General features: G+C 70.4%; 26 protein-coding genes. 3 read left to right on the forward strand and 23 right to left on the reverse strand.

Annotated elements, in window-relative coordinates; all coding sequences use genetic code 11:
• Positions 1 to 110: 110 nt before the first annotated feature.
• The 6 genes from NGM07_RS16510 to NGM07_RS16535 form a co-directional block, all read right to left on the reverse strand.
• On the reverse strand, positions 111 to 281 hold the full coding sequence (locus NGM07_RS16510) for a DUF7535 family protein (RefSeq protein ID WP_253513522.1): 171 nt from the start codon (positions 279 to 281) through the stop codon (positions 111 to 113).
• Between the two features lie 207 nt (positions 282 to 488).
• Positions 489 to 1,040, reverse strand: coding sequence for a DUF8054 family protein (locus tag NGM07_RS16515; protein ID WP_253513524.1), 552 nt, complete (start codon positions 1,038 to 1,040; stop codon positions 489 to 491).
• Positions 1,037 to 1,810: a nucleotide-binding protein gene (locus NGM07_RS16520; protein WP_253513526.1), complete on the reverse strand. Its 774-nt coding sequence runs from the start codon at positions 1,808 to 1,810 to the stop codon at positions 1,037 to 1,039. Before NGM07_RS16520 ends, NGM07_RS16515 begins: the two co-directional genes overlap by 4 nt.
• A gap of 150 nt (positions 1,811 to 1,960) precedes the next feature.
• Positions 1,961 to 2,929: an ABC transporter substrate-binding protein gene (locus tag NGM07_RS16525; RefSeq protein WP_253513528.1), complete on the reverse strand. Its 969-nt coding sequence runs from the start codon at positions 2,927 to 2,929 to the stop codon at positions 1,961 to 1,963.
• The gene (locus NGM07_RS16530) at positions 2,926 to 3,915 is read right to left on the reverse strand and encodes an ABC transporter substrate-binding protein (RefSeq protein WP_253513530.1); all 990 of its coding nucleotides are present in this window, start codon (positions 3,913 to 3,915) and stop codon (positions 2,926 to 2,928) included. The genes NGM07_RS16525 and NGM07_RS16530 overlap by 4 nt, the downstream gene beginning before the upstream one ends.
• Positions 3,915 to 4,817, reverse strand: coding sequence for an ABC transporter substrate-binding protein (locus NGM07_RS16535; protein ID WP_253513531.1), 903 nt, complete (start codon positions 4,815 to 4,817; stop codon positions 3,915 to 3,917). Before NGM07_RS16535 ends, NGM07_RS16530 begins: the two co-directional genes overlap by 1 nt.
• A 77-nt stretch (positions 4,818 to 4,894) precedes the next feature.
• On the opposite strand from NGM07_RS16535, the gene NGM07_RS16540 reads away from it, so the two are divergent.
• Positions 4,895 to 5,230, forward strand: coding sequence for a cupin domain-containing protein (locus NGM07_RS16540; RefSeq protein WP_253513533.1), 336 nt, complete (start codon positions 4,895 to 4,897; stop codon positions 5,228 to 5,230).
• Position 5,231: 1 nt separating this feature from the next.
• Positions 5,232 to 5,660 (forward strand): VOC family protein, encoded by a 429-nt coding sequence (locus NGM07_RS16545; RefSeq protein WP_253513536.1) that lies wholly within the window; start codon positions 5,232 to 5,234, stop codon positions 5,658 to 5,660.
• Positions 5,661 to 5,725: 65 nt separating this feature from the next.
• Here NGM07_RS16545 and NGM07_RS16550 read toward each other — a convergent pair whose 3' ends face one another.
• The 8 genes from NGM07_RS16550 to NGM07_RS16585 form a co-directional block, all read right to left on the reverse strand.
• The gene (locus NGM07_RS16550) at positions 5,726 to 7,378 is read right to left on the reverse strand and encodes an aldehyde ferredoxin oxidoreductase family protein (RefSeq protein ID WP_253513538.1); all 1,653 of its coding nucleotides are present in this window, start codon (positions 7,376 to 7,378) and stop codon (positions 5,726 to 5,728) included.
• A 127-nt stretch (positions 7,379 to 7,505) separates the two neighbouring features.
• Positions 7,506 to 8,768 carry an ABC transporter substrate-binding protein gene (locus tag NGM07_RS16555; RefSeq protein WP_253513540.1) on the reverse strand — a complete coding sequence of 421 codons (1,263 nt, stop codon included), beginning with the start codon at positions 8,766 to 8,768 and terminating at the stop codon, positions 7,506 to 7,508.
• Between the two features lie 261 nt (positions 8,769 to 9,029).
• On the reverse strand, positions 9,030 to 9,482 hold the full coding sequence (locus NGM07_RS16560) for a DUF7992 family protein (RefSeq protein WP_253513542.1): 453 nt from the start codon (positions 9,480 to 9,482) through the stop codon (positions 9,030 to 9,032).
• Between the two features lie 122 nt (positions 9,483 to 9,604).
• On the reverse strand, positions 9,605 to 10,570 hold the full coding sequence (locus tag NGM07_RS16565; protein WP_253513543.1) for a hypothetical protein: 966 nt from the start codon (positions 10,568 to 10,570) through the stop codon (positions 9,605 to 9,607).
• A 40-nt stretch (positions 10,571 to 10,610) separates the two neighbouring features.
• Entirely contained in the window at positions 10,611 to 12,161 is a 1,551-nt protein-coding gene (locus tag NGM07_RS16570) for a cobyric acid synthase (RefSeq protein ID WP_253513545.1), read from the reverse strand.
• A 19-nt stretch (positions 12,162 to 12,180) separates the two neighbouring features.
• Positions 12,181 to 12,912, reverse strand: coding sequence for a cob(I)yrinic acid a,c-diamide adenosyltransferase (locus NGM07_RS16575; protein WP_382194270.1), 732 nt, complete (start codon positions 12,910 to 12,912; stop codon positions 12,181 to 12,183).
• On the reverse strand, positions 12,909 to 14,267 hold the full coding sequence (locus NGM07_RS16580) for a cobyrinic acid a,c-diamide synthase (RefSeq protein ID WP_253513547.1): 1,359 nt from the start codon (positions 14,265 to 14,267) through the stop codon (positions 12,909 to 12,911). The genes NGM07_RS16575 and NGM07_RS16580 overlap by 4 nt, the downstream gene beginning before the upstream one ends.
• Positions 14,264 to 15,244 (reverse strand): nicotinate-nucleotide--dimethylbenzimidazole phosphoribosyltransferase, encoded by a 981-nt coding sequence (locus tag NGM07_RS16585; protein ID WP_253520230.1) that lies wholly within the window; start codon positions 15,242 to 15,244, stop codon positions 14,264 to 14,266. Before NGM07_RS16585 ends, NGM07_RS16580 begins: the two co-directional genes overlap by 4 nt.
• Before the next feature lie 310 nt (positions 15,245 to 15,554).
• On the opposite strand from NGM07_RS16585, the gene NGM07_RS16590 reads away from it, so the two are divergent.
• Entirely contained in the window at positions 15,555 to 16,658 is a 1,104-nt protein-coding gene (locus tag NGM07_RS16590; RefSeq protein WP_253513549.1) for a PGF-CTERM-anchored ABC transporter substrate-binding protein, read from the forward strand.
• A 69-nt stretch (positions 16,659 to 16,727) separates the two neighbouring features.
• On the opposite strand, the gene NGM07_RS16595 is transcribed toward NGM07_RS16590, so the two are convergent.
• The 9 genes from NGM07_RS16595 to NGM07_RS16635 all read right to left on the reverse strand — a co-directional run bounded on the left by NGM07_RS16595 (position 16,728) and on the right by NGM07_RS16635 (position 25,066).
• On the reverse strand, positions 16,728 to 17,573 hold the full coding sequence (locus NGM07_RS16595; RefSeq protein ID WP_253513551.1) for an aldo/keto reductase: 846 nt from the start codon (positions 17,571 to 17,573) through the stop codon (positions 16,728 to 16,730).
• A gap of 485 nt (positions 17,574 to 18,058) precedes the next feature.
• On the reverse strand, positions 18,059 to 18,826 hold the full coding sequence (locus tag NGM07_RS16600) for an adenosylcobinamide amidohydrolase (protein ID WP_253513552.1): 768 nt from the start codon (positions 18,824 to 18,826) through the stop codon (positions 18,059 to 18,061).
• Positions 18,819 to 19,829, reverse strand: a complete 1,011-nt coding sequence (locus tag NGM07_RS16605; RefSeq protein WP_253513554.1) for an aminotransferase class I/II-fold pyridoxal phosphate-dependent enzyme — start codon at positions 19,827 to 19,829, stop codon at positions 18,819 to 18,821. The genes NGM07_RS16600 and NGM07_RS16605 overlap by 8 nt, the downstream gene beginning before the upstream one ends.
• The gene (locus NGM07_RS16610) at positions 19,816 to 20,421 is read right to left on the reverse strand and encodes an NTP transferase domain-containing protein (RefSeq protein ID WP_253520232.1); all 606 of its coding nucleotides are present in this window, start codon (positions 20,419 to 20,421) and stop codon (positions 19,816 to 19,818) included. The genes NGM07_RS16605 and NGM07_RS16610 overlap by 14 nt, the downstream gene beginning before the upstream one ends.
• Positions 20,421 to 21,218 (reverse strand): adenosylcobinamide-GDP ribazoletransferase, encoded by a 798-nt coding sequence (gene cobS, locus NGM07_RS16615; RefSeq protein ID WP_253513556.1) that lies wholly within the window; start codon positions 21,216 to 21,218, stop codon positions 20,421 to 20,423. Before cobS ends, NGM07_RS16610 begins: the two co-directional genes overlap by 1 nt.
• The gene (gene cbiB, locus NGM07_RS16620) at positions 21,215 to 22,159 is read right to left on the reverse strand and encodes an adenosylcobinamide-phosphate synthase CbiB (protein ID WP_253520233.1); all 945 of its coding nucleotides are present in this window, start codon (positions 22,157 to 22,159) and stop codon (positions 21,215 to 21,217) included. Before cbiB ends, cobS begins: the two co-directional genes overlap by 4 nt.
• On the reverse strand, positions 22,156 to 22,779 hold the full coding sequence (locus NGM07_RS16625) for an HAD family hydrolase (protein ID WP_253513558.1): 624 nt from the start codon (positions 22,777 to 22,779) through the stop codon (positions 22,156 to 22,158). The genes cbiB and NGM07_RS16625 overlap by 4 nt, the downstream gene beginning before the upstream one ends.
• 134 nt (positions 22,780 to 22,913) lie before the next feature.
• Complete coding sequence (locus NGM07_RS16630; RefSeq protein WP_253513560.1) at positions 22,914 to 23,615, reverse strand: NADH-quinone oxidoreductase subunit B; 702 nt, start codon at positions 23,613 to 23,615, stop codon at positions 22,914 to 22,916.
• A gap of 248 nt (positions 23,616 to 23,863) precedes the next feature.
• Positions 23,864 to 25,066: a M24 family metallopeptidase gene (locus tag NGM07_RS16635; protein ID WP_253513562.1), complete on the reverse strand. Its 1,203-nt coding sequence runs from the start codon at positions 25,064 to 25,066 to the stop codon at positions 23,864 to 23,866.
• Positions 25,067 to 25,450: the final 384 nt, after the last annotated feature.

A 25,450-nucleotide genomic window follows, 5' to 3' on the forward strand; every position in this document is an offset into this window, starting at 1 on the left:
ACCGAGCACTGGACACACGCCACACCGTCGACGGTCGCACCTCTTGACGGAGAAAACACGTTCGAAACTGACGAGAAACCGCGTCGAACCGATTCGACCGTACGCGCCGACTACGCCGGCGACGGCTGGCCGCCGCCGAGTTTCCGCAGGAGCCACAGCACGGCGAGGAACGGCAGGACGGGGAGCATCACTATCATGACGCCCGCCGCGACGATGTATCCGATAATGCCCATCTCGCTGTTCGACCGGAATCCGGAGTACCGGGACACTTGGTGGGACATACGTCCGAAATTACGGGTTCGAATCAAATATCTGTTACTCTCCGCTCCCGTTCCACGCCCCTGGAGGCGCTCGGATTCTGTCCAGCCAGTCAACCACGACGTGTCGAACGTCGAGAGCGACGGATTCGTCGCGCACGCGACTCGACCCGAATAGGGGTTCCTCAGCAGACGTTCGCGGTTCAGCTCCGTCGAACCCCGCGATACCGTTCACGCCAACTCGTCGTCCAGTCCCCACTCGGCGGCGCGCTCGCGAGCCTCCTCGCGGGCGCGCTCTCGAATCGCGGAGATCTTCTCCTCGTCGTCGAGGAACGCCTCGACGGCCGACAGCGACTCATCGCCACCCTCCTCCGACCCGCCGCGCCGCTCCGCCGGAGCGGCGCGGCGGGTCCGTTCGGCGAGGTCGGGGTCGCCGGCCAGGCGGTCGGCGGCCATCGCGGGGGGCACTCGTAGCTCCGCGGTTTCGTGGGCCTCGTCGAGCGCATTGCCCGCGAGTTCGTACAGTTCGGCCCGATACGGACCGGGGACCGCGAGGTCGGCGAGCGCGTTCGGCCCGCCGCGGTCGGTGCCGGTATGGTAGGCCAGCACCGGCACGCCCGCCTCGAAGGTCAGGACGCCCTTGCCGTCGGCGTCGAGCAGCAGCGCGTCCTGAGGTTCGAAGACCGCGTACCCGGTGAGTTCGCGGTCGAGTGCGGTCGTCAGCGCGGTCGCGGGGTCGGAAACCACCCGCGACCGCAGCAGGGTGCCCTGCGGGAGTCTCATGGTGAGTCGGGCACGACCGCGCTCCGGAAGCGCTCGGCCACGTCGTCCGATTCGCCCGCCTGCACGTCGAGCGCGGCGGCGGCCTCCCGGTAGGCGACCGCGGCCGGACTGTCGGGGGCGTGCGCGAGCAAGGGTTCGCCGGCCTGCCGGGCCGACCGCGCCGCGGGGTCGTCGGGGACCGTCGCGAGCGTCGGGCCGTCGAAGTAGCGCTCGCTCTTGTCGGCGACGCCGGCCACGTCCTCGTCGTCGTGAACCTTGTTAAACAGGACGCCCGCGGTGTCGGTGCCGTAGGAGTGGGCGTACTCCTGGACCTTCAGCCCGTCGCTCAGCGCCGGAATCGTCGGCTGGAGCACGACCACGACGCGGTCGGCGAGCACCACCGGCAACACGGCGCTTTTCGACCCGAGCGCGGCGGGCGAGTCGAGCAGGAGGACGTCGGCGTCGGCCGCGAGGTCGGCGACCACCGACCGCAGGCGCTCGGGGTCGGCGGCTTCGAACCCCGACAGACTCGTTCCGCAGGGGACGACGCGCATGCCGAAGCGCTCGTAGACCGCCTCGTCGACCGACGCCGCGGTCTCCTCGACGAGTAGGTCGTGGAGGGTCGCGTCGGCGTCGGTCAGGCCGGTGTGGAACAGCAGGTTCGCCATCCCGGTGTCGGCGTCGACGACCGTCACGTCGTACTCGGCGGCCAGCGCCATCCCGAGCGCCACCGTCGTGGTGGTCTTGCCGGTGCCGCCCTTCCCGCTCGCCACCGCGAAGGCTTCGACCATCGCTCTCGGCTTGCGCGCGACCCGATAAAAATCTGTGCCTTCGGGTGGGAAATCTACGCGTCCGTGAGAGGCTCACGCGGTCCGGGCGCGGTCGGAGACGGTGCGTCGTTCGCGGCCGGCCGTCGAACCGGCGAGCCGATTCGACGGCCCTCAGGCGTCGGTCTGCTCGGCGTACACCCGAATCGCGTCGGCGTCCCGGTCCAGGTACTCGTTCGTCCAGGTTTCGTCGGGGTCGACCGGACCGTCGAGGAGGTCTGTCTCCGAGAGCGTCCCCGCGAGCGTTCGCCAGCGCTCGGCGTCGTGGTTGCCCCATCCGGCCTCGCGGACGTGGTCGGTCCACTGGAGTTCGTCGGCGGCGACTCCGAACTTCCGGCGTTCGACGTCCCGCGTCCGTTCGAGGGTGGCGTTGCGCGCAACCAGCGCGTCGACGGCCTCGTCCGGTTCGTTCGTGGCGGCGACCCAACCGCGGGCGGTCGCTCGGAGGAACGCCCTGACGGTGTCGGGGTTGGTCGCCGCGAACTCCGGGTTCGTCACGAGCGTCATCCCGTAGACGTCGAGGTGGTCGCCGATGGGTAACTCGTCGGCCGTTCGGCCGTGCTCTCGCTGGAGTTCGTGGCCGTTGGTGACGACGCCCACCGCGGCGTCGACCTCCCCGTCGAGTAGCCTGTGCTGCACGCGGTGGTGGGTGTGTTCGTCCACGGCCGCCAGTTCGACGTCGTCGCGCACGCCGGCGTTCTCAAGCAGTTGTGCGGTGAGGATTCGCGTCTTGGTGGCCGAGGGGGCGACAGTCCGACCCGCCAACTGGTCGGGACGCTCTAGGCGCTCCCCGAAGACGTCCCGGAGCGCGTATACCGCGGCGGGGGTCTTCTGAGTCACCGCGGCCACCGCGAGCGGCTCCGCCCCACGACTCCGGACCGAGAGCACCGCGCTCCCGCCGGCGAGCGCGAACTCGCGCCGGCCCTTCCCGGCCTGTTCGGCGGCGAACGGCGAGCCGTGGCCCTCGACGAATCGGACGTCGAGGCCTTCGTCCTCGTAGAACCCCCGCTCGCGCGCAAGGAAGTAGGGGGCCTGGAACCCGTTCGGTTCCCAGTTGAGCTGGAAGTCGACTGTGACCGTCATCGGCCGACCTCCGTCGTGAAGGCGTCGTTGGGAATCCGGTCGACGCCCAGCACGTCGGCCCCCGCGACGTCGAGCAGGTGGTCGAAGAGTCGGTTCATCCCCGCCAGGGTCTCGCGGTCCCAGTCGGCGACCACCATCTCGCGCCAGCCGTCGCGAATCGCGCGAATCGTACGCGGGTCGTCGGTGTCCATCAGCCGGTCCCCGATTTCGGTCCAGAGGTCGTCGTCCTCCCGGAGTCTCGACACGGCGTCCCGGTAGGCGTCCCGGAAGCCGCCGACCGCCTTGGGCCGGTCGGCGAGGTAGCGCTCGCTCGTAAGGAACGTCGAAATCGGGAGCGTGCCGTCGGTGCCCGAGAGCCGCTGGACCAACTCCGCCATCGGGACGACTTCCCTGCAGTCGCCGGTTTCGGTCAGTTCCGGGACGATCTGCCAGAACTGGAGGCCGGCGTCCACCTCGCCCGCCCGGAGCATCCGCGAGAGTTCGACCTTCGAGCCGGCCTCGACCGAGGTCGCCGCCGCCTCGGGGTCGAAGTCGTGGTCCCGTCGGCAGGCTGCCCGCGTGAGAATCCAGTTCTTGTCGAGCCGCCGGACGACGCCGACGCGGCGGTCCCGGAGGTCGGCCAGCCCCTCGACGTCTGACCCGGGCGCGGCGATGAGCGAGCCGACGGTGCGACCGTAGGGGTGGAACCCGACGATGGGAGCGCCCTCCGCACGTTCGCGGGCGGTCGAGAGGTAGTCGATGTCTATCAGGTCGGCGTCGCCCCCTTGTAGCTTGGCCTCGACGGTCTCCAGTCCGTCTTCGGTCTCGTCGGAGACGAGTTCCACGTCGAGGTGGAAGCCGTGGTCCCGGTCGAGTCCGAGTCGCTTGATAGCGTACAGGAGGTACCGCGGACTTCCGTTGTGCTCGAACCGGGCGCGCATCACCGGTCTGTCGCCGGGCGCTTCGTGCTGTTCGTCGAACGCGGCCTGCTTCTCCTGGACGTCCATCACGGCCGCCCCCCGGGCGCGACGATGGAACGAATCTCGGCTTCCTCGTCGACGAGGTCGCGAGCCTTCATCCAGTCGAGGTGCTCGCGGAGTTCGTCATAGTCGGCCAGTTCGGGCGTCTCGTACTCCGGGACGGTTATCTTCTCGCGGACCGCGTCCACGTCGACCTCCTCGAAGAGGGTCGGCGCGACCGACTCGTCCTTCTCGAGCATGTCCAGGTACAGTTCGCGGTAGTTCTCGGGGTTCTCGTTGACGGCCTCGACCGCGCGCCGGTAGCCCCGCATGAACTTCCGGAGGGTCTCGCCCGTGAGACGCTCCCCGCCCACGATTCCCATGTGGTTCTCGAACTCGGTCACCCGTTCGAACCCCAGTTCCTCGGCGAGCGTGCTGTGCGGTTCGAGCAGGGTCGCGGCGTCGACCTCCCGGTCGCGGAGCGCCCGGAGTCGGTCGGTCGGCATGCCGTGGTGTTCGAGCGTCACTTCCTCGGCGGCCACGTGCGCTTCGAGCGCGCGAATCGCGGTGTACTCCTGGCCGGTTCGACGGTTCACCGCGACCGGAACCCCCGCGAGGTCTTCGGGGGTTTCGATACCGGTGTCCGGGCGCGTGAACACGGCGTAGGGCTGGTCGGCGAACGTCCCCTTGGCTACGACTTTCCCGTCCCGCATGTCCCACGTGCGCTTGAGGCTCTCCCACTTACAGATGGGGTAGAGGTCCACGTCGTAGTCGTCCGTCAGCGTCTCCTCGGCCGGAATGTACTTGCGCTCGACCTCTTCGCGGTCGCGCTCGACAAGTTCTACCTCCAACCCCTCGTCCCCGAAGTACCCCCGATCGCTCGCCACTCGCTGCGGTAGCATGAACGAGAACGGAAGGTGGAACAGCCGAACGGTCGTTCGTTCGGGCATAGAAAACCGGGTACCACGTTGTATCACTTAGGGTTTTCCACGAATCCTTTAAGTGCATTAGCGTGGGTGATATTGGCATGGACCAGGTGCACTTGACCGCCCGAGAGACCGAGGAGGCAGTCGACGGCGTTCACTTCACGCAACTGGCCGCGGGGGAGAACATGAGCATCCAGCACTTCCGAATCGACGCGGGGGCGACGATTCCGGAGCACACCCACGACCACGAGCAGCTGGGTTACATGACGAGTGGGGAACTGGTGGCCGTCGTGGACGGCGAGGAGTATCGCTTCGGCCCTGACGATTCGTACTGCTTCCTGAGCGGGGAGCCACACGCCGCCGAGAACAGGGGCGACGAATCCGCGGTCGGCATCGGCATCTACAGTCCGCCGCGCCGAGAGGCCGACTGGAAGTGAGATGCGGGGCGTAGACCACATCAACGTCGACGTCGACGACCTGACGGTCTGCCTCGAGTTCTACCGGGAGACGCTGGCTCTCGAACTCCTGCGGTCGCCGGAGGAGTTCCGCGGCGAGCACGCCATGTTCCGCGCCGGCGAGACCGTCGTCACGCTGGCGGAGACGAACCGGGCCGAGGGGTGGCACGAACGAGGACTCGACCACCCGCTCGACAAGGCCCACGTCGCGTTCGAGGCCGACCGCGAGCGCTACGAGGCCCTGATCGACCGACTCGACGGTCAGTTCCCGAAACAGGGTCCGTACGACTGGGACGAGTTCGAGGGGTTCTACTTCCTCGACCCCGACGGGAACCTCCTGGAAGTCGTCACCTACGAGTCGCTCGACGGCGAGCGCGAGCGGCCGCTTTTGACCCACGACGACGTCGAGTGACGACACGAACGGGGCGGTCGGCCCCGGCGTCGAGACGCGGCGGGCGAGCGGGGTCGGACCGGTCGTCAGTCCCCGCTCTCGACTCTCCCTTCGGGGACCCTGCCGTCCCCGTTCCAGCCGCGGGCCTCGTAGTACTCCTCCAGCGCCGCCTCGAAGCCCGGGAGGTCGTACGGCAGGACGTCGTCGCTCCGGTCGAACCCCCGCCGGTTGTTGAAGTGCCGCTCCAGTTCCACGACCCGCGCGCCCACGTCCAGCAAGGTCCCGTACTCCGCGTCGAACAGTTCCTCCAACCGCTCCTCGCCGACGTAGCCGCTCGAGAACGCGCAGACGACGGCGCTGTCCTTGAAGGCCGCGGCGTTCTCCGACTCGACGAGGAACGACGCCTTGCCGTCGAGGCCCTCCGGGTCCAGTTCCCCCGAGTACTCCGCGGTGAGTATCTCGGAGTACATGTGGTCGGCCCCGCTGTTGGAGGTGGCGTAACTGAGCCCCTGGCCGTTGATGACCCGGCCGTCGTGGGCCGCGAACTCCAGGCCCTTCGACGTCCAGTTCTCGACGCCGAGTTCGTCGTGGATTCGGGCCACGCCCTCCGCCAGCAGGTCGCCCACGCCCTCCCTGCGGGCGATCTTCTCGACGAGGTCGTGGACGAGTTCGGCGTTGCCGAACTCGTCCACGCTGGCGAGGTACGCCGAGACGGTGACCCCGCAGGAGATGGTGTCGAGTCCGAGTTCGTCGCAGAGGCTGTTGGACTTCATCACGTCCACCACGTCGCCGACGCCGGCGTTACTCCCGAACGAGAACACCGTCTCGAACTCGGGACCCTCGGTTTCGAGGCCGCGTTCCTCCTCGCGGGTCGGGAGCTTGCAGGCGAACGCACACTGCGAGCAGGTCCCGCGGCGGTACTTCTTCGCCTCGACCGCGTTCCCGCCGATTTCCGCGGCGTCCTCGAAGGAGAACTCCGAGAAGTACCTGGTCGGCAGCGAGAACTCGTCGTTGATGAGTTCGGTGCTGCCGGTCGTCCCCTGTCGCTTCATGATGTCGTCGGCGTTCGCGGCGTCGCGGTGGACCGCCGCCTGGATGTCCGGCACGTCGACCTCCGGGGCCGAGTCGCCCGCGAAGCTGACGCACTTCAGGTTCTTCGCCCCCATCACCGCACCGAGTCCGCCTCGGCCGAACGCCCGGGTGTCGGAGGTCATCATCGCCGCGTACCTGACCAGGTTCTCGCCGGCCGGCCCGGCGGTGACGAGGTGTTCGGAGCCGAGGTCGCGCTCGGTCTCGACGTACTCGCTGGTCTCGGAGACGGTCGCGCCTTCGAGAGCGGGCACCTCCTCGAACGTCACCCCGTCGTCGGTGACGTGAACCGCGAGAAGGTCGTCGCTCTCGCCGACGATTTCGACCGCCGCGTGGCCGGTCTCGACGAAGTTCCGCGAGAGGAATCCGCCCGCGTTGGTCGAGCGGATGCCGCCGGTGAGCGGCGAAACCGCCGTGGCGTTCATCCGACCGGTGAAGCTCATCCGGGACTGCTGGAGCGGTCCTGACGAGAAGTAGAGCCGATTCCGGCGGCCGAGCGGGTCGGCGTCGAACGGAATCCTGTCGTGGGCCAACTTGGTGGCGACGCCTCGGCCGCCGACGAACGACGCCAGCACGTCGTCGACGTCCTCGGTGCGGCTCTCGCGCTCGCTCAGGTCGATTGTCAGTAGCGTACCGTTCGCCCGGAGCATCTCCGCTAGCCGTTCGGGCGCGAGAACGTAAACCGATGGGGCTCTCGACGCCGTCAGACCGGCCGACCCGACGACGGTGCCTCGGGCCCGGTCCGGTCTGGTCCGGTCCGCGTCGCTCCGGCCGGACTCACCCGTCGATGTCGGCCACCGCGAGCGCGGTTTCGAGTCGTCGCCACGTCTCGGGGTCCTGCCACCCCCAGCCGCGTCTGCGGACCGCGTCGCTCGACCCGAACTCGTCGGCGGCCAGTTCGAAGGTGCGTCGCTCGCTCGCGGAGTCGGCCCCGCCGACGGCGTGAACCTCGTACGGACGCCGGACCGCCTCGGCCCACCCCGCGGTCGTGGCGGCGAGGAAGTCCGCGAGCGGCTCCCTCCGCCGTCGGAGCGCCTCCTCGGGGGCTATCAGGCACGATCCGTAGATGGGAAAGCGGTCGGCCACCAGCAGCGAGTCGACGCGGACGCCCTCCTCGCGGAGTTCCCGCGGGTCGGAGAATGACCCCGTCACGACGTCGACCCTCCCGGAGCGGAGCGCGTCCCGCTCCTCGCCCGCGACGTCGACGAGTTCGACGTCCGAGAGCACGCCCGACTGCGAGAGGAACAGCCGAGCGAGAAGTCCGACCTCGGACTCGACGGGCATCCCGATTCGGCGGCCGCGTAGCTGTTGGACGCTCTTGAACGAGGTTCCGAACCGGTCGCGCTCGGCGTAGAGGACGGCCATCGCGCGCTGGAACGGCACCGCTATCGGCACCACCTTCCGCCCTTGCTGGCGGGCCCGGAGGACCGACGTCGCCCCCGCCACGCCGACGTCGGCCGCGCCGGAGCTGACCGCCTCGACGGCGGCCGAGGAGCCGTCGTTTCGTTCGAAATCGACCGAGACCCCGCGGTCGGCGTACTCGCCGCGGCCCGCGGCCGCGAACAGCGGCAGGTGGAGACCGTTGGGCGCCCAGTTGAGGCCGACCGTCACCTCGCGACCGCCGTCCGCGTCTGCGCCTGCGTCTCCGCCGGGTTCGTCGGCGACGTCGAACACGGCTCGCGCTCGGTCGAGGAGCGCGTCGGCGTGGCCGCCGTACACCCGCTCGACGGCGGTCTCGCGGTCGCAGGAGACGTACCACGCGCGCGGCGGACGGCCGCGCGTCTCGTCCCGGACGGTGGTGGTGTTCACGAAGTCGCGCTCCTGGAGCCGAGAGAGGGCGTCCGTGACCGCGTTGCGACTCAGTTCGGTGCCGACCCGCACGGCGAGTCGCGACGCGTGCGCGTCCGCGTCGCGCTCACGCTCGGCCCGAAGCAGGAGGTACGCCAACACGCGTCCGAGGTCTTCGCCGAGTCCCACCGCGAGGCGGTCGACGAGCCGACCGTCGTCGTCGGAGAGGACCGGGAACTCGCGAACGTCCATCGGTCGCCGGATGGACCACCCCTAGCGGTAAAAATCCTCGTACACCCCGCCGAACCCGGTCGACGGAGTCGGGTACCTTCGGTCGGTCAACTGCGAGTCGTCCTTCGCGCGCCGTACTCGACGGTCAGGAACTTGCGGCCCCGCAGCCACATCTCGTGGGGGGCGACGACTTCGGCCCGGCCGTCGGTCGGGTCGGCGGTGTCGGCGGCGAGGCCCCCGGAACCGACGTCCGGAGGTTCGTCAGCGTCTCCGTTCGCCGCCTCACTCCCAGGAGTAGCCGAACTCCGACGCGTCGCGGTGGATGTAATCGTTCTCCATCACCTCGCTCACGGTCCGTCCGAGCGCGTCGAGCGCTTCGTCGATTCCCTGCACGTCGCCTCGTTCGAGCGTCTCGTCGTAGGGCTCCGGAAGTTCGTCCGGGACGGTGGGCGCGCGGTAGCCGACGTCCTCGTCGGAGGGATTCCAGTAGAAGTCGAACTCGTCGATCAACCCGAGTTCGCGAACGACTCGAAACTCCTCGTCGGTCAAGTAGGTGTGTTCGGCCCACTCCTCGAAGGCGTCCTCCCAGGCGCCGTTCTGCAGGAACTCGGCCAGGTTCTCGCGCCGATGGGTGTCGCCCGTCTCGTCTTCCAGTTCGTCGACGGCGTCGTAGTCGCCCGGGTGTTGCGGTCCGCGGAGCGCCGGCGGGTCGGGCGTCTCGACGTCGAGCGTCATGGCGACAATTTCGGTCGACAGCCGTATAGGCTTTCTTCCCACGGCGGAGGACGGTCGTCCGGACGCCACCGTCGTTCCGACTGCGCACGGACGGCTCCGTCCCGCCGTCGGAACCCCGACGGCTATTGCGACCCCGACGAATCCTCGGTCCCGGCGGCGTACTCGACCGTCAGGAATCGCCGGCCGAACACCCACATCTCGTGTGTGGCGACGATTCCGGACGGCGCTTCGAGGTCGGATTCCTGAGCACCGGGTTCCGCGAACTCCACGTCCGCGGGCGCGTCGGTTTCCGACGCGCCCGCGGGCCGAACGCGGAACCGCTGGTCGAGCGGAAGCGCCAGCGCGCCGAGCGGCGTCAGCAGGAACAGCCCTTCGTCGCCGTCGCCGTCCCCGCCCCCGCCGTCTCCCTCTCCGCCGAGGGTCGTGAGTTCGAGTCCCGCCCCGTCCGGGTCGCCGAACTCCAGCAGTTCGGGTCGGAGGACCGTACTCAGGTTCGCGCCCGGGAGCGGCACCGCGATGTTGACGTACCGGGTCCCCTCGCGGTCGTGGTGGGCGTACAGCGCCACGAAGACGGCGCGGCCGTCCGGCCGCGTCCGGACCCACGCCCGCGTCCCGGCCCGCGGGTCGGCCGCGGGGTCGACGGCCGCGAACCGACTCCGGAGTTCGCGGACCGCTCCCTCGCGGGGACCGGGGAGGTTCAGCTGTTCGAGTCGACTCGTCAGCCTGCTGGCGAGCGCCGCGCCGAACCTGAACGGTCTGTGCCACTCGACGGCGTAGGTGAGGTCGTAGTCGGCGGTCTTCTCGTAGAAGTCCCGCACCTCGGGGTGGAGTCGGTCGGGGCCGAAGCCCGGCCGGGCGAACGCGGTCACGTCGTCCATCTCGCCCGCGACAGCCTCCTCCGTGACGATGCCCCGGCGCTCGGGGTAGTCGGCGCCGACGCGCCACCCGCCGGTGAGCGGACTGAGTGGAACGTCGGCGGCGCGGGCCGTCGCCCGCCGGAGTCCGGCGAGGGCGAGTGCGAGGAGGCCGACCAGCGCGAGCGCCCCGGCCGAGCGCCACCCCCGGCGACCGCGGTTCGACGAGTCCATACCGCGAGTTCGTCGTCCGGCCACTCGAAGCCTCCGCCGCTCAGGCCGGGCGGTCGCCGGCGTCGACGCCGAGGCGCGAGAACAGCTCTCGGGCGTCGAGGTTGTCGGCGAGCAGGTCCGCGGCCGCGTCGTACGGATTCGCTCGTCCCGACTCGCCGTCGCCGCTGGCCGTCGGGCACGATTTCCCGGCCGATTCGAAGACCGTCTCCAGAAACGCCGCCCGGACGCTCTCGTTCTCGAAGACGCCGTGGAGGTACGTGCCGAGTACGCGGTCTGTCGCCGCGCCCTCGCCACCGCTCTCACCCTCGCCTCCGAACGGGCGCTCGACCGGTCCCGTCGGCGTCGTCTCGCCGGCGTGAATCTCGTAGCCGGCGACCCGCCCGTCAGCCCCGGCGAACGGGCCGATGCCCGTCACCTCGCGCTCGACGGGTTCGACCCGCTTTGCCGCGGAGAAGCGCGTCTCGACCGGCAGGATACCGAAGCCGGCGACCTCCTGCCGGTCGCCGGTCCCCTCGACGTCGGCGTTCGTGATGCGCTCGCCGAGCATCTGGTAGCCGCCGCAGAGCCCCACGACGGGTCCCGAGAATCGGCCGAGCGCCTCGCCGAACCCGGCCTCGCGGAGCGCGAGCAGGTCGTCGACCGTGTTCTTCGTCCCCGGGAGCACGACGGCGTCGGCGTCGACGTCGGCGAGGTCGGCGTCGAGCGGGAGGTACGCCACTCGGACGCCGGGTTCGGCCGCCAGCGGTTCGAGGTCGGTGAAGTTCGAGATGCGGGGAAGTCGGGGGACCCCGACCGTCACGGATTCGTCGTCCGGCACGCCGTCGTCTCCCCCGACGACGGTCGACTCGCCTTCCGCGGGGAGCGAGACGCTGTCCTCCTCGGGGAGTCCGGGGTCGTCGTAGGGCAGGACGCCCAGAATTGGCACGCCGGTCCGGTCCTCGATCTCCTCGATGCCCGAGTCGAGGAGCGCGGGGTCGCCCCGGAACTTGGTGATGACCGCCCCGCGGACCCGGTCGCGGACGTCCTCGGGCATCAGTTCGAGGGTGCCGTAGAGGCTGGCGAACGCGCCGCCGCGCTCGACGTTCACGACCAGGAGGACCGCGGCGTCGGCGAACCGCGCGGTTTCGAGGTTCGCGAGGTCGCGCTCGCGGAGGTTGATCTCGGCGATGCTTCCGGCGCCTTCGGCGACGACGACCTCGTGGCGGGCCGCCAGTCGCTCGTAGGCGTCGACGGCCGCGCTCCGGGCGTCCTCCCAGCGGCGCTCGTAGTACGCGCCCGCGGGGACGTGCTCGACCGCCCGGCCACGAATCACGAGTTGGCTCTCGCCGTCGCCGCGGGGTTTCAGGAGGACGGGGTTCATCTCGGTCGTGGGCGCGATTCGGGCGGCCCGCGCCTGGACGTACTGGGAGACGCCGATTTCTCCCCACCCGCCGTCGGGGTCGACGACCGCCCGGGCGTTGTTGCTCATGTTCTGGGCCTTGTACGGCGCGACCGAGACGCCCCGACGCGTCAGCAGGCGACACAGGCCGGCGGCGACGGTGCTCTTGCCGGCGTGGCTCTCGGTTCCGGCGACCAGCACCGTCCGAGTCACGGGTCCCCTCGCGCACCCATCAGTACTCGGTCCCCCTGCGGGCGCGCTGGCCGGCGTCGATGGGGTGGCTCTCCTTCCGGACGTTCGTCACGAGGTCGGCGTCGTCGAGCAGGCAGTCGGGGCGCTCGTGGCTCCCGGTGAGTACGAGTTCGAGGCCCTCGGGCTTCGAGTGGACGAGGTCGAGGACGTCGTCGGGGTCGAGCAGGTCGCGGTCGACCGCGTAGAGAATCTCGTCGAGGACGAGCATGTGGACGCCGTCCTCGGGCGGGCCGTCGGGTGCGAGCGGTTCGCCGAGGTCGGCCTCGTCGGCCGCCGCCACCAATTCCTCGGCGCGGGCGAATCCGGCCGACGCCTTCGCGGCGTGCTCGTCGTCGTCCGACCCGTCCAGAAAGCCGTGCCAGCCGTAGTGGCCCGTGTTCTCGTAGGAGTAGCCGGGGAAGTGCTCGATGGCGTTGTACTCGCCGCGGACGGCCTCGACGCTCGACGCGCCGCCCTTCATGAACTGGAGCATGTGGACCCGGTAGCCGTGGCCCGCGGCGCGAAAGCCCATGCCCATCGCGGCGGTGGTCTTGCCCTTGCCGTCGCCCCACCAGACCTGGACGAGGCCGAACTCCTCGGGCGCACTCGGTTCGATGTCGCGCGCTTCGGGGGTGCGTCCCTCGCCGGGGGTCCGTTCGAGTCTCGCTTCGCGGTCCGTCTCGGTTTCGTCGGTGTTCTCGTCGGTCATGGTATCGTCGATGGATTCGGTCACAGCGCGTCGACGAAGGCGTCGAACGCGCCGCTCGCCGCGTGGACGTGGCAGTAGGTGCCGAGCGTCCGGTACTCGGTCAGTCCGTCGTGCGCTCCGTCGACGCCGGTGCCGCGCTCGACGTCGAACGCGAACCGGGCGTCGGTCGCGGGGTCGGCGCTGGAGTAGTGGAACTCGTGGCCCCGGAGCGTCCCGCCCGCGCCGGCGGTCAGCGTCCCCGAGCGCGCCCGGAGTTCGACGTGGTCGAGCGCCCGGTAGCGGTCGTGCATCCGCACCTCGGCGGGGAGGACGCCGGCCATCGCGTGCGTCTCGCCGTCGCCGGTCGTCAGCGACTCCGAGAGCGCCATCAGGCCGCCGCACTCGCCGAGGACGGGCAGACCGTCGCTCGCCCGGTCGGCGAGCGTCGCCAGCGCCGGCGACTCCGCGAGGCGGTCAGCGTGGAGTTCGGGGTAGCCGCCGGGGAGGTAGACGCCGTCGCAGTCGGGCAGGTCGTCGCCCGCGGTCGGCGCGAACGTCACCACCTCCGCGCGCTCTCGGAGTCGCTCTCGGACTGCGGGGTAGACGAAGCGGAACGCCTCGTCTTCGGCGACCGCGACTCGCACGTCGCGTCGCGGTCGCCCGCGCTTCGACTGCGCCCACTCGGACTCTCCGTTCTCCGACCGCCCGCCGGCCCCCACGTCCGGACTCGAGTCCGGACGTGGGGGCCGGCGGGCGACGTCGAGGAGTCGGTCGGCGTCGAGGTGGGCCGCAACCTCGTCCAGGGTATCGGAGTCGACCGGCGACTCGTTTGCCGTGTGGAGGCCGAGGTGGCGGTCGGGGATTTCGAGGCCCTCGGTCGGGGGAATCCGGCCGAAGTACGTCAGGTCATCGGGGAGCGCCTCGCGGATGCCCGACTCGTGGCGGCCGCCGTGGGCGCGCTGGGCGACGATTCCCGCGACATCGACGTCGCGGCCGGCGTGGCGGGCGTACTCCCGGAAGCCCAGGGCGGTCGCGGCCACGCTCTCCATCCCGGCGCTCGCGTCGACGACGAGCACCACCGGAAGGTCGAGGGCTTCGGCGACCATCGCGGTGCTCGACTTCTCGCCGTCGTAGAGTCCCATCACGCCTTCGACCACGCAGACGTCCCCGTTCCCGCGGTGGTAGTTGCGCCGGAGGCCGTCCTCGCCTTCGAGCCACGGGTCGAGGGTCCGCGACGGCCGGCCCGCGATCGCTGCGTGGTGGCTCGGGTCGATGAAGTCCGGGCCGGCCTTCGCGGGTTGGACCGCGCGGCCCGCCGCTTCGAGCGCCCGGACGACCGCGAGCGTCGCGACGGTCTTGCCGACGCCCGACGCCGTCCCGCCGACCACGAGGCCCTTCACGGGTCGGCCTCCGGTCGGTCGCTCGCGATTTCTTCGTCCGTGAGGCGGTCGTACACCTCGACCACCCGGTCGCGCACCGCCGCCGCCGAGACGCCGGTGCGGTCGGCCAGCGCCAGCGCCCCGCCCATGCCGACGCCCTCCTTGGCCTCGCCGGCCACGTAGGCGTCGGTCGCGGGGTGGGCCAACTCGCCGAACTCGGGGTCGGTGACGGTCACGTCGAGGTCGAGGTCGGCCGCCAGTTCGCGTATCGCCGCCGTCTCGTCGTCGGCGACGAACGACGTGGTGGCCAGCGAGAGCGGCGCGTCGACGCCGGCGTGGCGGACCAGCGCCGCCGCCGCGGCCTGCTGGGTCCCGCCGGCGAGCGTCACCCGGGTTCCCGAATCGGTCGCGCCGGCGGCGAGTCCCGCGACGGCGGCCAGCACCGGGTCGCCCGCCGAGCGCAGCGCCCGAATCGGGTCGCCCGCGGCGTCTCCCGCGGCGAGGTCGCTCGCCGCGAGCGCTTGCTCGACGACCTCCCGCTTCAGGGCGAGCGGGTTCTCGGGGAGCGACGACGACACCGTCGCTCGCTCGCCGAGCGCTGTCAGCACCCCGAGCGCAGTGGTCGTCCCGCCCGGAATCGTCTCGCCGACCACGAGTTCGTCGTCGGGGAGCGCGCGGCCGAGGTCCCTCGCTCGCTCGAAGACCGCGTCGGCCGCCGGGACGGGACTGGCGTCCCTGACGTCGCCGCCGGGGGCGTCGCCGACCGTCACCGTGGGCGCGCCCGTCGGGGCGGCGAGGCCGGCGTCGACCGCGAGCGTCTCGAAGTCGAGCAGTTCTCGCACCGCGCGGGTCACGACGGCGGGCGTCGGACACCCCGTCGGGCTAACGGGGACGACCGGCGCGAGGGCGGGTCGGCCGTACGCCACGATTTCGAGGTCGGCGCTCGGCGTGTGGGCCATCGCGGCGGGGTCGGCGCCCGCGGCGCTGATACCGTCGATTTCGGCCGTGGCCGTGCCGCCGGCGACGACGACGAATCTCGCGCCGCGACCGCCTCCGGCCGGTTCGTCCGTCGGTGTTCGGGGACCGTCTCGTCGTGAAGTCACGTTCGTCCTCTATTTCGGTGTAGTTACCGCAATTCTACTTTAATCGCTCGGTACGACGCCCGGCGCCCCCGATTCGACCGCAAGTCCGACCGCAACGGTGCCGACGTTGTTCGCGTTGCGGCGGCCGGACGCGCGGGCGAAAGCACCTTAGGCAAGCACACTTTATTTAGATAAATATTTCTTGCTCTTGGGGGAACGTGGCGGTATGCGAACCGCAACCGCAGTCATCGTGATTCTACTGGTCGCGACCGCCGGCGCAACGCCGGCGGTCGCGACGACGGCGACGAACCGCGCGACTACCGACGAAGTGGCGACCGCTTCGACCGCACTCGAGTGTTCGTTCCCCCTGAGCAAAGTCGACGCCACCGGAACCGAGGTGACCGTCGAAGCGGATCCCGAGCGCGTCGTCTCGCTCTCGCCGAGCGCCGCCCAGACGATGTGGGAAATCGGCGCGAGGGACGAGGTCGTCGGCGTCACCCAGTACGCGAGCTACCTGGACGGTGCCGACCGGAAGGCCAACGTCTCGGGCGCCGGCCAGACGTACGTCGACGTCGAGAAGGTGGTCGACTTAAAACCCGACCTCGTCCTCGCGCCGAACGTCACCGACGCGGGCACGATTCAGAAGCTCCGGGACGCCGGCATCACGGTGTACCACTTCCGGAGCGCCGACTCCATCGCCGACGTCTATCGCGACGTGAACACGACCGGCCGACTCGTCGGCGAGTGCGCGGGCGCCGAGGAGACCGTCTCGTGGATGCAAGACCGTATCGCGACCGTCCGCGAGGCCGTCCGGGGCCAGGAGCGCCCGCGAGCGCTGTACGTCTTCTACGGCTACACCGCCGGCAACGGGACGTTCATCGACGAGATCATAGAGACGGCGGGCGCCAGGAACGTCGCGGCCGAAGCGGGCGTCTCCGGGTTCAAGAAGCTCAACGCCGAGGTCGTCGTCGAGCGCGACCCCGAGTGGATACTCATGAACGACAACGACCCCGCGGTGCCCGACGGCGCGGCGTACGCCAACACCACTGCCGTTCGGCAGAACCAGACGGTCGTCGTCCCGATTCAGCGGTTGAACCAGCCCGCACCCCGAGTCGTCCTTGCCGTGACGACGCTCGCGAAGGCGTTCCACCCCGAGGCGTACGCCGCGGCGAACGCAACCGCGACTCCGACGACCGCGGGCGCGAGCAGCGACGAAACCGCCGCGGGGACCCCGGCGTCGGACTCGCAGGGCGTGGGCGTTCCCGGCTTCGGCGCGACCGTCGCAGTTGTCGCACTGCTCGCGGCGCTGTTCGTCGCCGGGCGAGAGTAGCGAGACGCGGACTCGGCCTGCACCTCGAAGAAACAAGTGGGGCGGACCGACGAAACCTGCTTCTTCGCGTTACCGCGAAATGCCGTACACGTCGCCAGTCCAGTCCCGGGCCGGCTTGTCGTACACGGGATAGTCGCGGTCGAGGTCGTCAAGGCGCCGGCGGTCCGCCGCGTCGAGTTCCCAGTCGAACAGTTCGGCGTTCTCGCGGACGTGCTCGGCCGACGACGACTTCGGGATGACGACCACGTCCTGCTCGACGGCCCACTTGAGGACCACCTGCGCGGGCGTCCGGTCGTACTTCTCCGCGAGTTCTCGGACGGTGTCGTCGCCGAGCACCTCCGTCCGGGCCAGCGGTGCGGCGGCCTCGACGACCACGTCGGTTTCCCGGCAGTACTCGACCAGGTCGGGCCGCTGGAACCACGGGTGGAACTCTATCTGGTTGACCGCGATGGGCACCGGCGAGACGTGATGGGCGGCGCTCAACTGGTAGGCGCTGAAGTTCGAGACGCCGACGTTGCGCACCTTCCCCTCCTCGCGGAGCCGCGCCATCGCGTGGAGCGTCTCGCGCAACGAGATGGCGGGGTTGGGCCAGTGGATCAGGTAGAGGTCGAGGTAGTCGGTTCCCAGTCGGTCGAGGGAGGCCTCGCAGGCGTCCAGCACCGACTCGTAGTTCAGGTTCGACGGGAGCACCTTCGAGGTGAGAAACAGGTCCTCGCGGGCCGCGTCGGCGTCGGCCAGCACGTCACCGATTTCGGCCTCGTTCATGTAGCCCTCGGCGGTGTCGACGTGGGTGTAGCCCGAGTCGAGGGCGGCCCGCACCGAGTCGCGGACGTCGTCGTCGTGGAGCTTCCACGTTCCACAGCCGACCAGGGGCATCTCGTCGCCGCTCGGCAGGGTCACTGACGGTGTACTCATACCGCCCGCAGGTGTGAGGCGTATCGCCTTCAATCGTGGGACTTCCCTCGCTTCTTGCCGAGAGCGCGGGCCGTCTTCCTCGAATGGTGGCGTGCATCAAATAACGGGGTAATACCGGGGAGATTATACCGAACCCGACGAGAACCGAGGCTATGCCCTCCGAAACGAACGCGCTCTTGCAGTCGATACGCCACTGGTTGCGAGTAATCGCGCTTTTACTCGGAATCGGACTGATCACGTTGGCCCACATCGGTTACGTCCAAAACGCAACGCACCTTCTGTACTGGCAGAGTCTCGTATTTAGCGTCGTTGGCGTACTCGGCAGCGTCGTCGCGCTCGGTGCGGGTATACGGATACTCGGCAGACGCTCACGTTCCGAGTCCGTCGACCGGTCGACCGAGTAACCGAATCGCTCGATTCGTGGTTTCGACCGAGCACGGACGACAGCGAGGTCCCGAACCGAGAAACACCATCATCAACCACTACTACGGCTCGAACGTCTCCGCCGTCCGGTCGGTCGTGACGCCGTACTCGGCCGCCTCGACAGACTCGGGCAGGGCAGTCTCGGCGTAGCGCGACCGGAGACTCTCCCGGAGGGCGTCGCGCACGCACGCCCTGGCGGCCGCGCCGACGGACGTTCCGCTCCCCGCGAACGTCGCCGGTTCGCCCGCAGGGTCGCAGGCGGCGACCACCGCGTCGGTCGTCGTGCCTGGGAACCCCGTCTCGGCCAGCAGGGTCGCGGTCTTGGCCTCGACGGCGACCGACAGTAGCGTCGCGAGGCCGGCGTTGTCGAGCGCCCGCGTCGTCCCGACGACGACGTTCACGGTGCCGGGTCGCCACTCGTCGGTTTCGCGGGTCGACCGTTCGGCGTCGTCCGACCCCTCCGACGCCTCCGAGTCGCCGGACCCGGCCGCCGCGGCGGCCGGGTCCGGCGACGCCAAATCGACCATCGGGAGCGCCGCCGGGTTCGAGACGCCCGCGGTGACGACCGCCTCGACCGACCCCCGGCGCGCCCCGCGGGCGTGGCGGAGGTCGACGCCGGTCAGTAGCGCCGGGCCGGGTTCGGCGAACCCGGCCCGGTCGCGGCGCTCGGCGACGTAGTCGTCGAGGTCGGTGCGGTCGAATCCTTCGGGGACCGAGACGTTGTAGGCGGCCGCCGCGTCCGCGAACCCGCCGGCCCACCCCGTGGAGAGCCACCGAGTGTCGGGTCGGCGCAACCGGAGCGCGTCGGCCCGCACCGTCGTCTCAAACATCGCGCATCACCGCCAGCAGGCGGTCGTTCTCCTCGGGGAGGCGGACCGCGACTCGAACGTGCGAGTCGAGGCCACGGAACGTCGTGGCGTCCCGTATCGCGATTCCGCGCTCGCGGGCGGCCGCGACGACCGCCCCGGGGTCGCGCTCGCCGACGTCGACCAGCAGGTAGGGCGCCTCCGAGGGGTGGACCTCGAAGCGCTCGCCGAGCGCGTCGGCCATCCTGGCGCGCTCGCGCCGGACGCGTTCGCGGGTTTCGGCGACGAACGCCCCGTCCCGGAGGCAGTGCGCGCCCACCGCGGCGGCGGGCGTCCCGAGGTTCCACGCCCGACGCGCCGTTTCGAGCGCCTCGCGCTCCTCGCCAACCCCGACCGCGAACCCGGCGCGCAGGCCCGGCAGGCCGAACAGTTTGGTGAGCGAGCGCGCGACCACGACTCCCTCGGTGTCCGCGAGCGACGGTCGGTCGGTGAACCCCAGGAACGCCTCGTCGACGACGAGCAGGCAGTCGGCGTCCCGGCATTCGGCCGCGAACGCCCGGAGTGCCTCGTCGTAGGCTCGGCCGGTCGGGTTGTTGGGGTTGCAGACCACCGCGGCGGCGCGGCCGGCGGGGTCGGCGTCCAGCACCTCGGCGGCGGGGACGAACTCGGGGTCGCCGCCCTGCAGGCGCACCTCGCGGGCGTACTCGCCGAAACTCGGGTACGGGACGAGCACGGAGTCGCCGGGCGCGACGCTCGTGGCGAACGCGAGTCGGAGCGCCGCCAGACCGCCCGGCGTGGGGACGACGCGTTCCGAGTCCTCGACGCCCGCGAACTCGGCGGCGGCCGCCCGGAACTCGGGGTAGTCGTCGTTCGGGTACGACCGCGAGGCGTCGAGCGCGTCGGCGTAGACTTCCTCGACGCCGTCTGGCGTCTTCGGGTTGGTGTTCGCGCTGAACTCCAGCAGGTCGGGGTCGTCGCTCCCGCCGTGGGGGACTCGCCCGACCGCCCGGACGCTATCGGGGTCCATCGTCGCCTCCCGGTTCTCTCGGCGGGGAATCCGACAGCAGTTCCGCCGCGAGTTCGGCGTCCGAACGTCGGTTCACGTTGACCGCGAATCGTGCGTCGTAGGTCGTGTACATGGTGTCTCGGTCGGCGTCGGCGACGACGTTGGCGCCGGTCGGCGCGAGTTCCCGGCCCCGGCCGTCGCCGTCGGGTTCGAAGGTGGTGTCTGCGCTCGCGCCCAGCGCGCGCTTCAGCGCGGCGGGGACGCAGACGGTGAGCGACCCGCCGTCGAAGGCGTCGAGGACGTCGTCGACGGCGTCGCCCGCTAGCAGGGGCAGGTCCGCTGCGACCGTGAAGACCGGCTGGTCGACGGTTTCGAGCGCGACCTGGAGGTCGGCGACGTAGCCCTCGCCGGGCGTCTCGACCACGCCGAGCGAGTCGCGGGCGGCGGCGTACTCGCGGGTCGCGGGAGCGTGGGGCGAGACGACCGCGTAGGTGGTATCGACCCGACTGTCGGCGAGTGCGTCGGCGACGCGCTCGACCATCGGGACGCCACCGACCTCGAACAGCGGTTTCTCGCGCTCGGCGTCGAGGCGGGTGCCGCGCCCGCCGCACATCAGAAGCGCGTCCACGCGAGCACCTCCGAGAGCAGTCCATTTGTGAGTCCTACGCGGAGTCCCGCGTCGAGCGCGACGACGCCGGCGTGGAGTCCCGCGAGTCGGGCGAGTTCGTTGGTCGCGCCGAAGGCGTCGCCCGAGACGCCGCCGAGCGCCCGCCGGGTCCAGCCCAGGACCGCCAGCGACGCGACGAGTGCGCCGGCGAGCGCGGCCGCGCCGACCCAGCCGAAGAGGAGAACCGGGGCGGCGACGGCGGCCGCGGCGAGTAGCGCCGTCGGCCCGTTGTCGGTGAACCCCGAGCCGAGTCCCTCGTGGGCCGGGTCGCCGAGGCAGGCGAGGCCGGCCATGCCGAGTTTCGCGCCGACCTCGGCCGCGACGACGACGGCGACCGCTGCGAGGGGCCGAACCCGGGCGAGCGCCAGTCCCGCCAGCGCGAGGCCGGCGACGACGAGCGCCAGTGCGAGCACCGCGCCGACGCCCGCGTCGGTGTCCTTCATCACCGCGCGGCGGTCGGCCGAGTCGCCGTGGACGACCGCGGCGTCGCCGAGGTCGGCGACGCCGTCGGCGTGGTTGATGCCGGTGACGGCGTAGACGGCGAGGAGGTACGCGAACGCGGCGGTCGGCGCGGGGAGTCCGAGGAGGAACGCGACCGAGACGAGCGCGCCGACGACCCACCCGGCGAGCGGGAAGGCGGCGGGCGTCGCCCGGAAGGCGTCCCACGCTCGCCGGTCGCGGCCGGTCGGCAGTCGGGTCAGGAAGCCCAGCGCGCCCCGGACCGCGCTCACGATTAGGGTCACGGAATCACCTCCGAAGCCCCGAAGACGAACAGCACCGAACCGACGTACGCCAGCGCGCCCGCGACGCCGACGATACGAATCCCGGCCAGCGACGTCTCGACCGTCGGGAATCCGGCTCGTGGGTTGAGCGCATAGACGCCGGGCTTCTCGAGGCGGGCGTCCACCGCCGCCGCCAGCGTCGCCATCGGCCACCCCGAGTTCGGCGAGGGCGGCGCGTCGGCCCACCGTCGGGCGGCGACCAGCGACCCGGGCGCGAGCGCGGCGAGCGCGACGAGCGCCGCGCTCGCCCGCGCGGGGAGCCACATGACGGCGTCGTCGAGTCTGGCGCTCGCCGTGCCGTGGGGTTTGTGGGGGTAGCCGAGCATCGAGTCGAGCGTGTTGACCGCCTTGACCCACGCGGCCGCGCCGGCCGCCAGCGCGAGCGAGACGGGCGCGAGCGCGGCGAACGCCAGCAGGGGCGCGACCAGGCCGTCGGCCAGGTTCTCGGCGGCGCTCTCGACCGCGGCGCTCCGGACCTCGCCGGCCGACAGGTCGGCGGCGTCCCGACCCGCCAGCCAGCGCAGGCGCTCGCGGGCGGTCGGGAGGTCCGAATCGGTCGCGAGCGCGACTTCGCGGGCTTTCCGATAGAGCATCCTGAGGCTGGTCGCGCTAAAGAGTGCGAGTCCCGCGATGAGGACGCCGGCCCAGGGCGCGAGTCGCCCCGCGAGCGCGGTCGCCGCGGCGACCGCGCTCGCGGCCAGGAGCGGAAGGACGACGGCGACGGCCAATCCCGCAAATTGCGGTCCTGGCCGTCGCCACTCGCGGTCGAACGGGGCGACGAGCCTTCCGAACCAGGCTACCGGGTGGAACCGGGTCGGGGGTTCGCCGACCGCCAGGTCGAGCGCCAGCGCCAGCGCGACGGCCCACACGGGGTTCGCCGGAAGTTCGACGGCGGGATTCATCCGTTCGTCTCCAACCACGTCGGGAACTCGACCAGCGGAACCTCCGACACGAGGACGGCCTCGCCGCCGGCGTCGGCGACGCCGCCGTCGGTTTCGGGGTCGTCGCCGACGTGGACGAGGTCCTCGACGGGTGCGCCGAGTTCGTCGGCGCAGGTTTCGAACGCCCGCGGATGGGGCTTGCGCCACCCGCAGGCGACGCTGGTCACGACGGCGTCGAAGGCGTCGCGGTCGAGGTCCGAGCGGATCACGGTTCGGCGGGCGAGTTCCGGCACCGAGCAGTTCGAGAGCAGTCCCACCGGACCGCGCTCGCTCGCCGCCCGGACCGCCTCGACCGCGCCCGCTCGCGTCTCGACCTCGGGGTCGAACGCCGCCACGACCGCACGCCGGGCGGCGTTGCCCGGCGCGTCGACGCCCCTGCTGGCGAGTGCGGCGCTGACGTGGGCCGGGAGCGGAACTTCCGCGCCGGAGGGAGCGTCGACGTGGACCTCGCGGTAGGCGTCGCCCCAGTCGTCGGGGACCGCCACGTCGCGCTCGCGGAGTTCCGCGGCGACGGCGTCGGCGGGGTCGCTCGGCCGGTCGGCGTCCACGAGCGTCCCGAAGAGGTCGAACGATACTGCCACTACGTCGGTATTAGGGCAAGTGAACTTGAAGAATTCGGAGCGACTCGGCCGCCTCTCGGAGCGAACATATGGACCCACTACCCGCCGGTATGCGAGCGCGGGGAACGCGACGCTCGTCGACTTCAGTCACCTCCTTACGGCGAATCGGCCCAGTTGTAGCGCATGACGAGGGTGTCCTCGTCGATTTCGCCCGCGAGTTTGTCGACGAGTTCGTCGCGTTCGAGGTCGCCGAACTGCTCGAGTTCGTAGGGTTTGACCGTCACCGGACTCGACTCCCCGTTTGCGATGCGCTCTTGCAGTTTCACCACGCCGTAGATGAGCGCCTCGGGCCGCGGCGGACAACCGGGAACGTGGATGTCGACGGGGATGACTTCCTCGGCGCCCTTGATGACGTTGTAGCCCTCCTGGAACGGGCCGCCCGAGATGGAACAGACGCCCATGTTGACGACGAACTTGGGTTCGGGCATCTGGTCGTAAACTCGCTTCATCCGCGGGGCGAACTTCGAGACGATGGTCCCGGGCACGATCATCACGTCCGCCTGCCGGGGCGAGGCTCGCGGCACCCCGGAGCCGAAGCGGTCGAGGTCGTGCTTGACCGCGTAGGTGTGCATCATCTCGAGGCTACAGCAGGCGATGCCGAACTGCAGCATGAACATCGACGAGCCCCGCACCCAGTTCATGAACTTGTCGAACTTCGTGAGAATGAACGGCGAGGAGCCGAACGCCTCCCGAAGCTTCGAGTTGAATCGGCTGTCGACGCCCTCCCTCCGCGCCTCACGCGTCTTGGTCTGTGGTGCTGTACTCTCGTGAATCGCGTCCCGCGGTTCGTTGCTCATTGTCCGTCTGTACGCTCCCGGGGACCGGGCCTGACCGCCGAGTGCGGAACTCCCCTCCCAGAAATACCGCGTAGAAGTTCGTGCGTGGCCCCGTCGGTCCCTCGACTGGCGTTCTTCGGCGAGCACGAAGAGTACTCTGGCCTCGTCCAGACAGTTCTCGAACCGTCTCCGTCATCGCCTGCGAGCGCCCGAGTGCGGCGGAGAGACGGTCGTTGCGGAACGCGATTCAGACGTGACCTTCGCCGACGCTACTCGACGGCGATGACGTTCGATTCGAGGTCCCGCGGGAAGTAGGTCAACCACTCGACGCCGTCTTCGGTGATGGCGACGGTGTCCGAGTGGCGATACCCGTACTCGTCGGTGTAGATGCCGGGTTCGATGGTGTAGACGTGGCCCGGTTCCATCTCGGCGTCTCCCTCGTCTCTGGTTTCTCGGCCCTCGCAGTGGGCGGTCCACCCACGGTCGATGTACGGCGGTTCGTGGGCGCCGAGACCGATGTTGTGCCCGACGTGGTGGCGCGCGAGGTCGGCGACGCCCTGCTCCTCGAAGTAGTCCCACACGGCTTCGTCGACGCTGGAGACGGGGACGCCCGGCCCGAGCGCGTCGATGGCGATGGTCTGGGCTTCGAGCATCAACTCGAAGTAGTGGGCCTGCTCGTCGGTGGGTTCGCCCAGGAACATCGTCCGTTCGAGTTCCGAGAAGTAGCCGTCGACGTTCGCGCTCGCGCCGGTGATGAGCACGTCGCCCTCCTGCAGGCGGCGGTTCGCGGTGTGGCCGTGGGGCAGGGCGGTCTGCTCGCCGGTGATGTAACCCGCGAACGCCGGGCCGTCGCCGCGAGTGCGCGGGACGTACTCCGAACCGAGCGTGTCGAGCATGGTTCTGGAGGCCTCCATCGACGCCCGCTGGCTCACGGTCGCGGGGTGGGCGCCGACCTCGGTGTAGTCGGCCAGGTAGCGGTGGGCGAGGTTGCCCCACCGCGCCGACTCCCGTATCAACTCGACCTCCGCGTCGGATTTAGCCCACCGCATCCGGTCGACCCAGTTCTGGGTTTCGACGGTCACGAACTCCGAGAGCTTCGGCCCCTCGTAGCCCATCACGCCCGGCGCGCCGTCGGCGTCGGCCGCCACGGACTCGGCGCCGAGGTCCGAGAGCATCGACGCCGCGGTTCGAATCGGCTCGCCGCCGGGGTAGTCGAAGTAGTGGTGGACGGCGTCGACGCGCGGGTTGGCCTCGACGCGCTCGACTTCGAGGCGCGGCACCGTCAGTTCGACGCGGTCGTCGGTGACCGCGAGCGCGACCGGCCGCTCGGTCTGGATGTGGTCGAAGCCCGTCAGGTACTCGATGCTGGTCGCGCCGAACCAGACGCCCGCCTCGGCGCCTGCATCGGCGATGCGCTCGCGGACGGCCGCGAGTCGGTCGGCGAACTCGGAGTCGGGTACGCGGGTCGGCATTTGCTACGAGCGACGGAACGCGCCGTGTTAAACGTTCACCCGCAGGCAAATCGGCCGGCGACGCGACGACCCATCGGGTCGTCGGGTCGCCGATTCGTCTCTCGTGTCGACTCCTCTCGCGTCGATTCTTCTCACCTGGACTCCTCTCGCGTAGATTCTCCGCTCGGATAGGCGACACTTATCGAGAACGCCGACCCGAGTCAGACGCGGGGACCGACGGTTCGCTCGGCCTAACTCCGCGCCCGCGGTCCAAATACGGGATTTCGAACGGGAAACGCCCGATTTCCCGCGTAAATCTGCCTTAATCCGGTTTCAAGCCGTCTGAACCGGGGTTGAGGGCTGTACGGATTCAAACGGCTCGACGGCGTCCGGATGACCTGGGAG

This window comes from Halorussus vallis (genome assembly GCF_024138165.1).
GTDB lineage: Archaea > Halobacteriota > Halobacteria > Halobacteriales > Haladaptataceae > Halorussus > Halorussus vallis.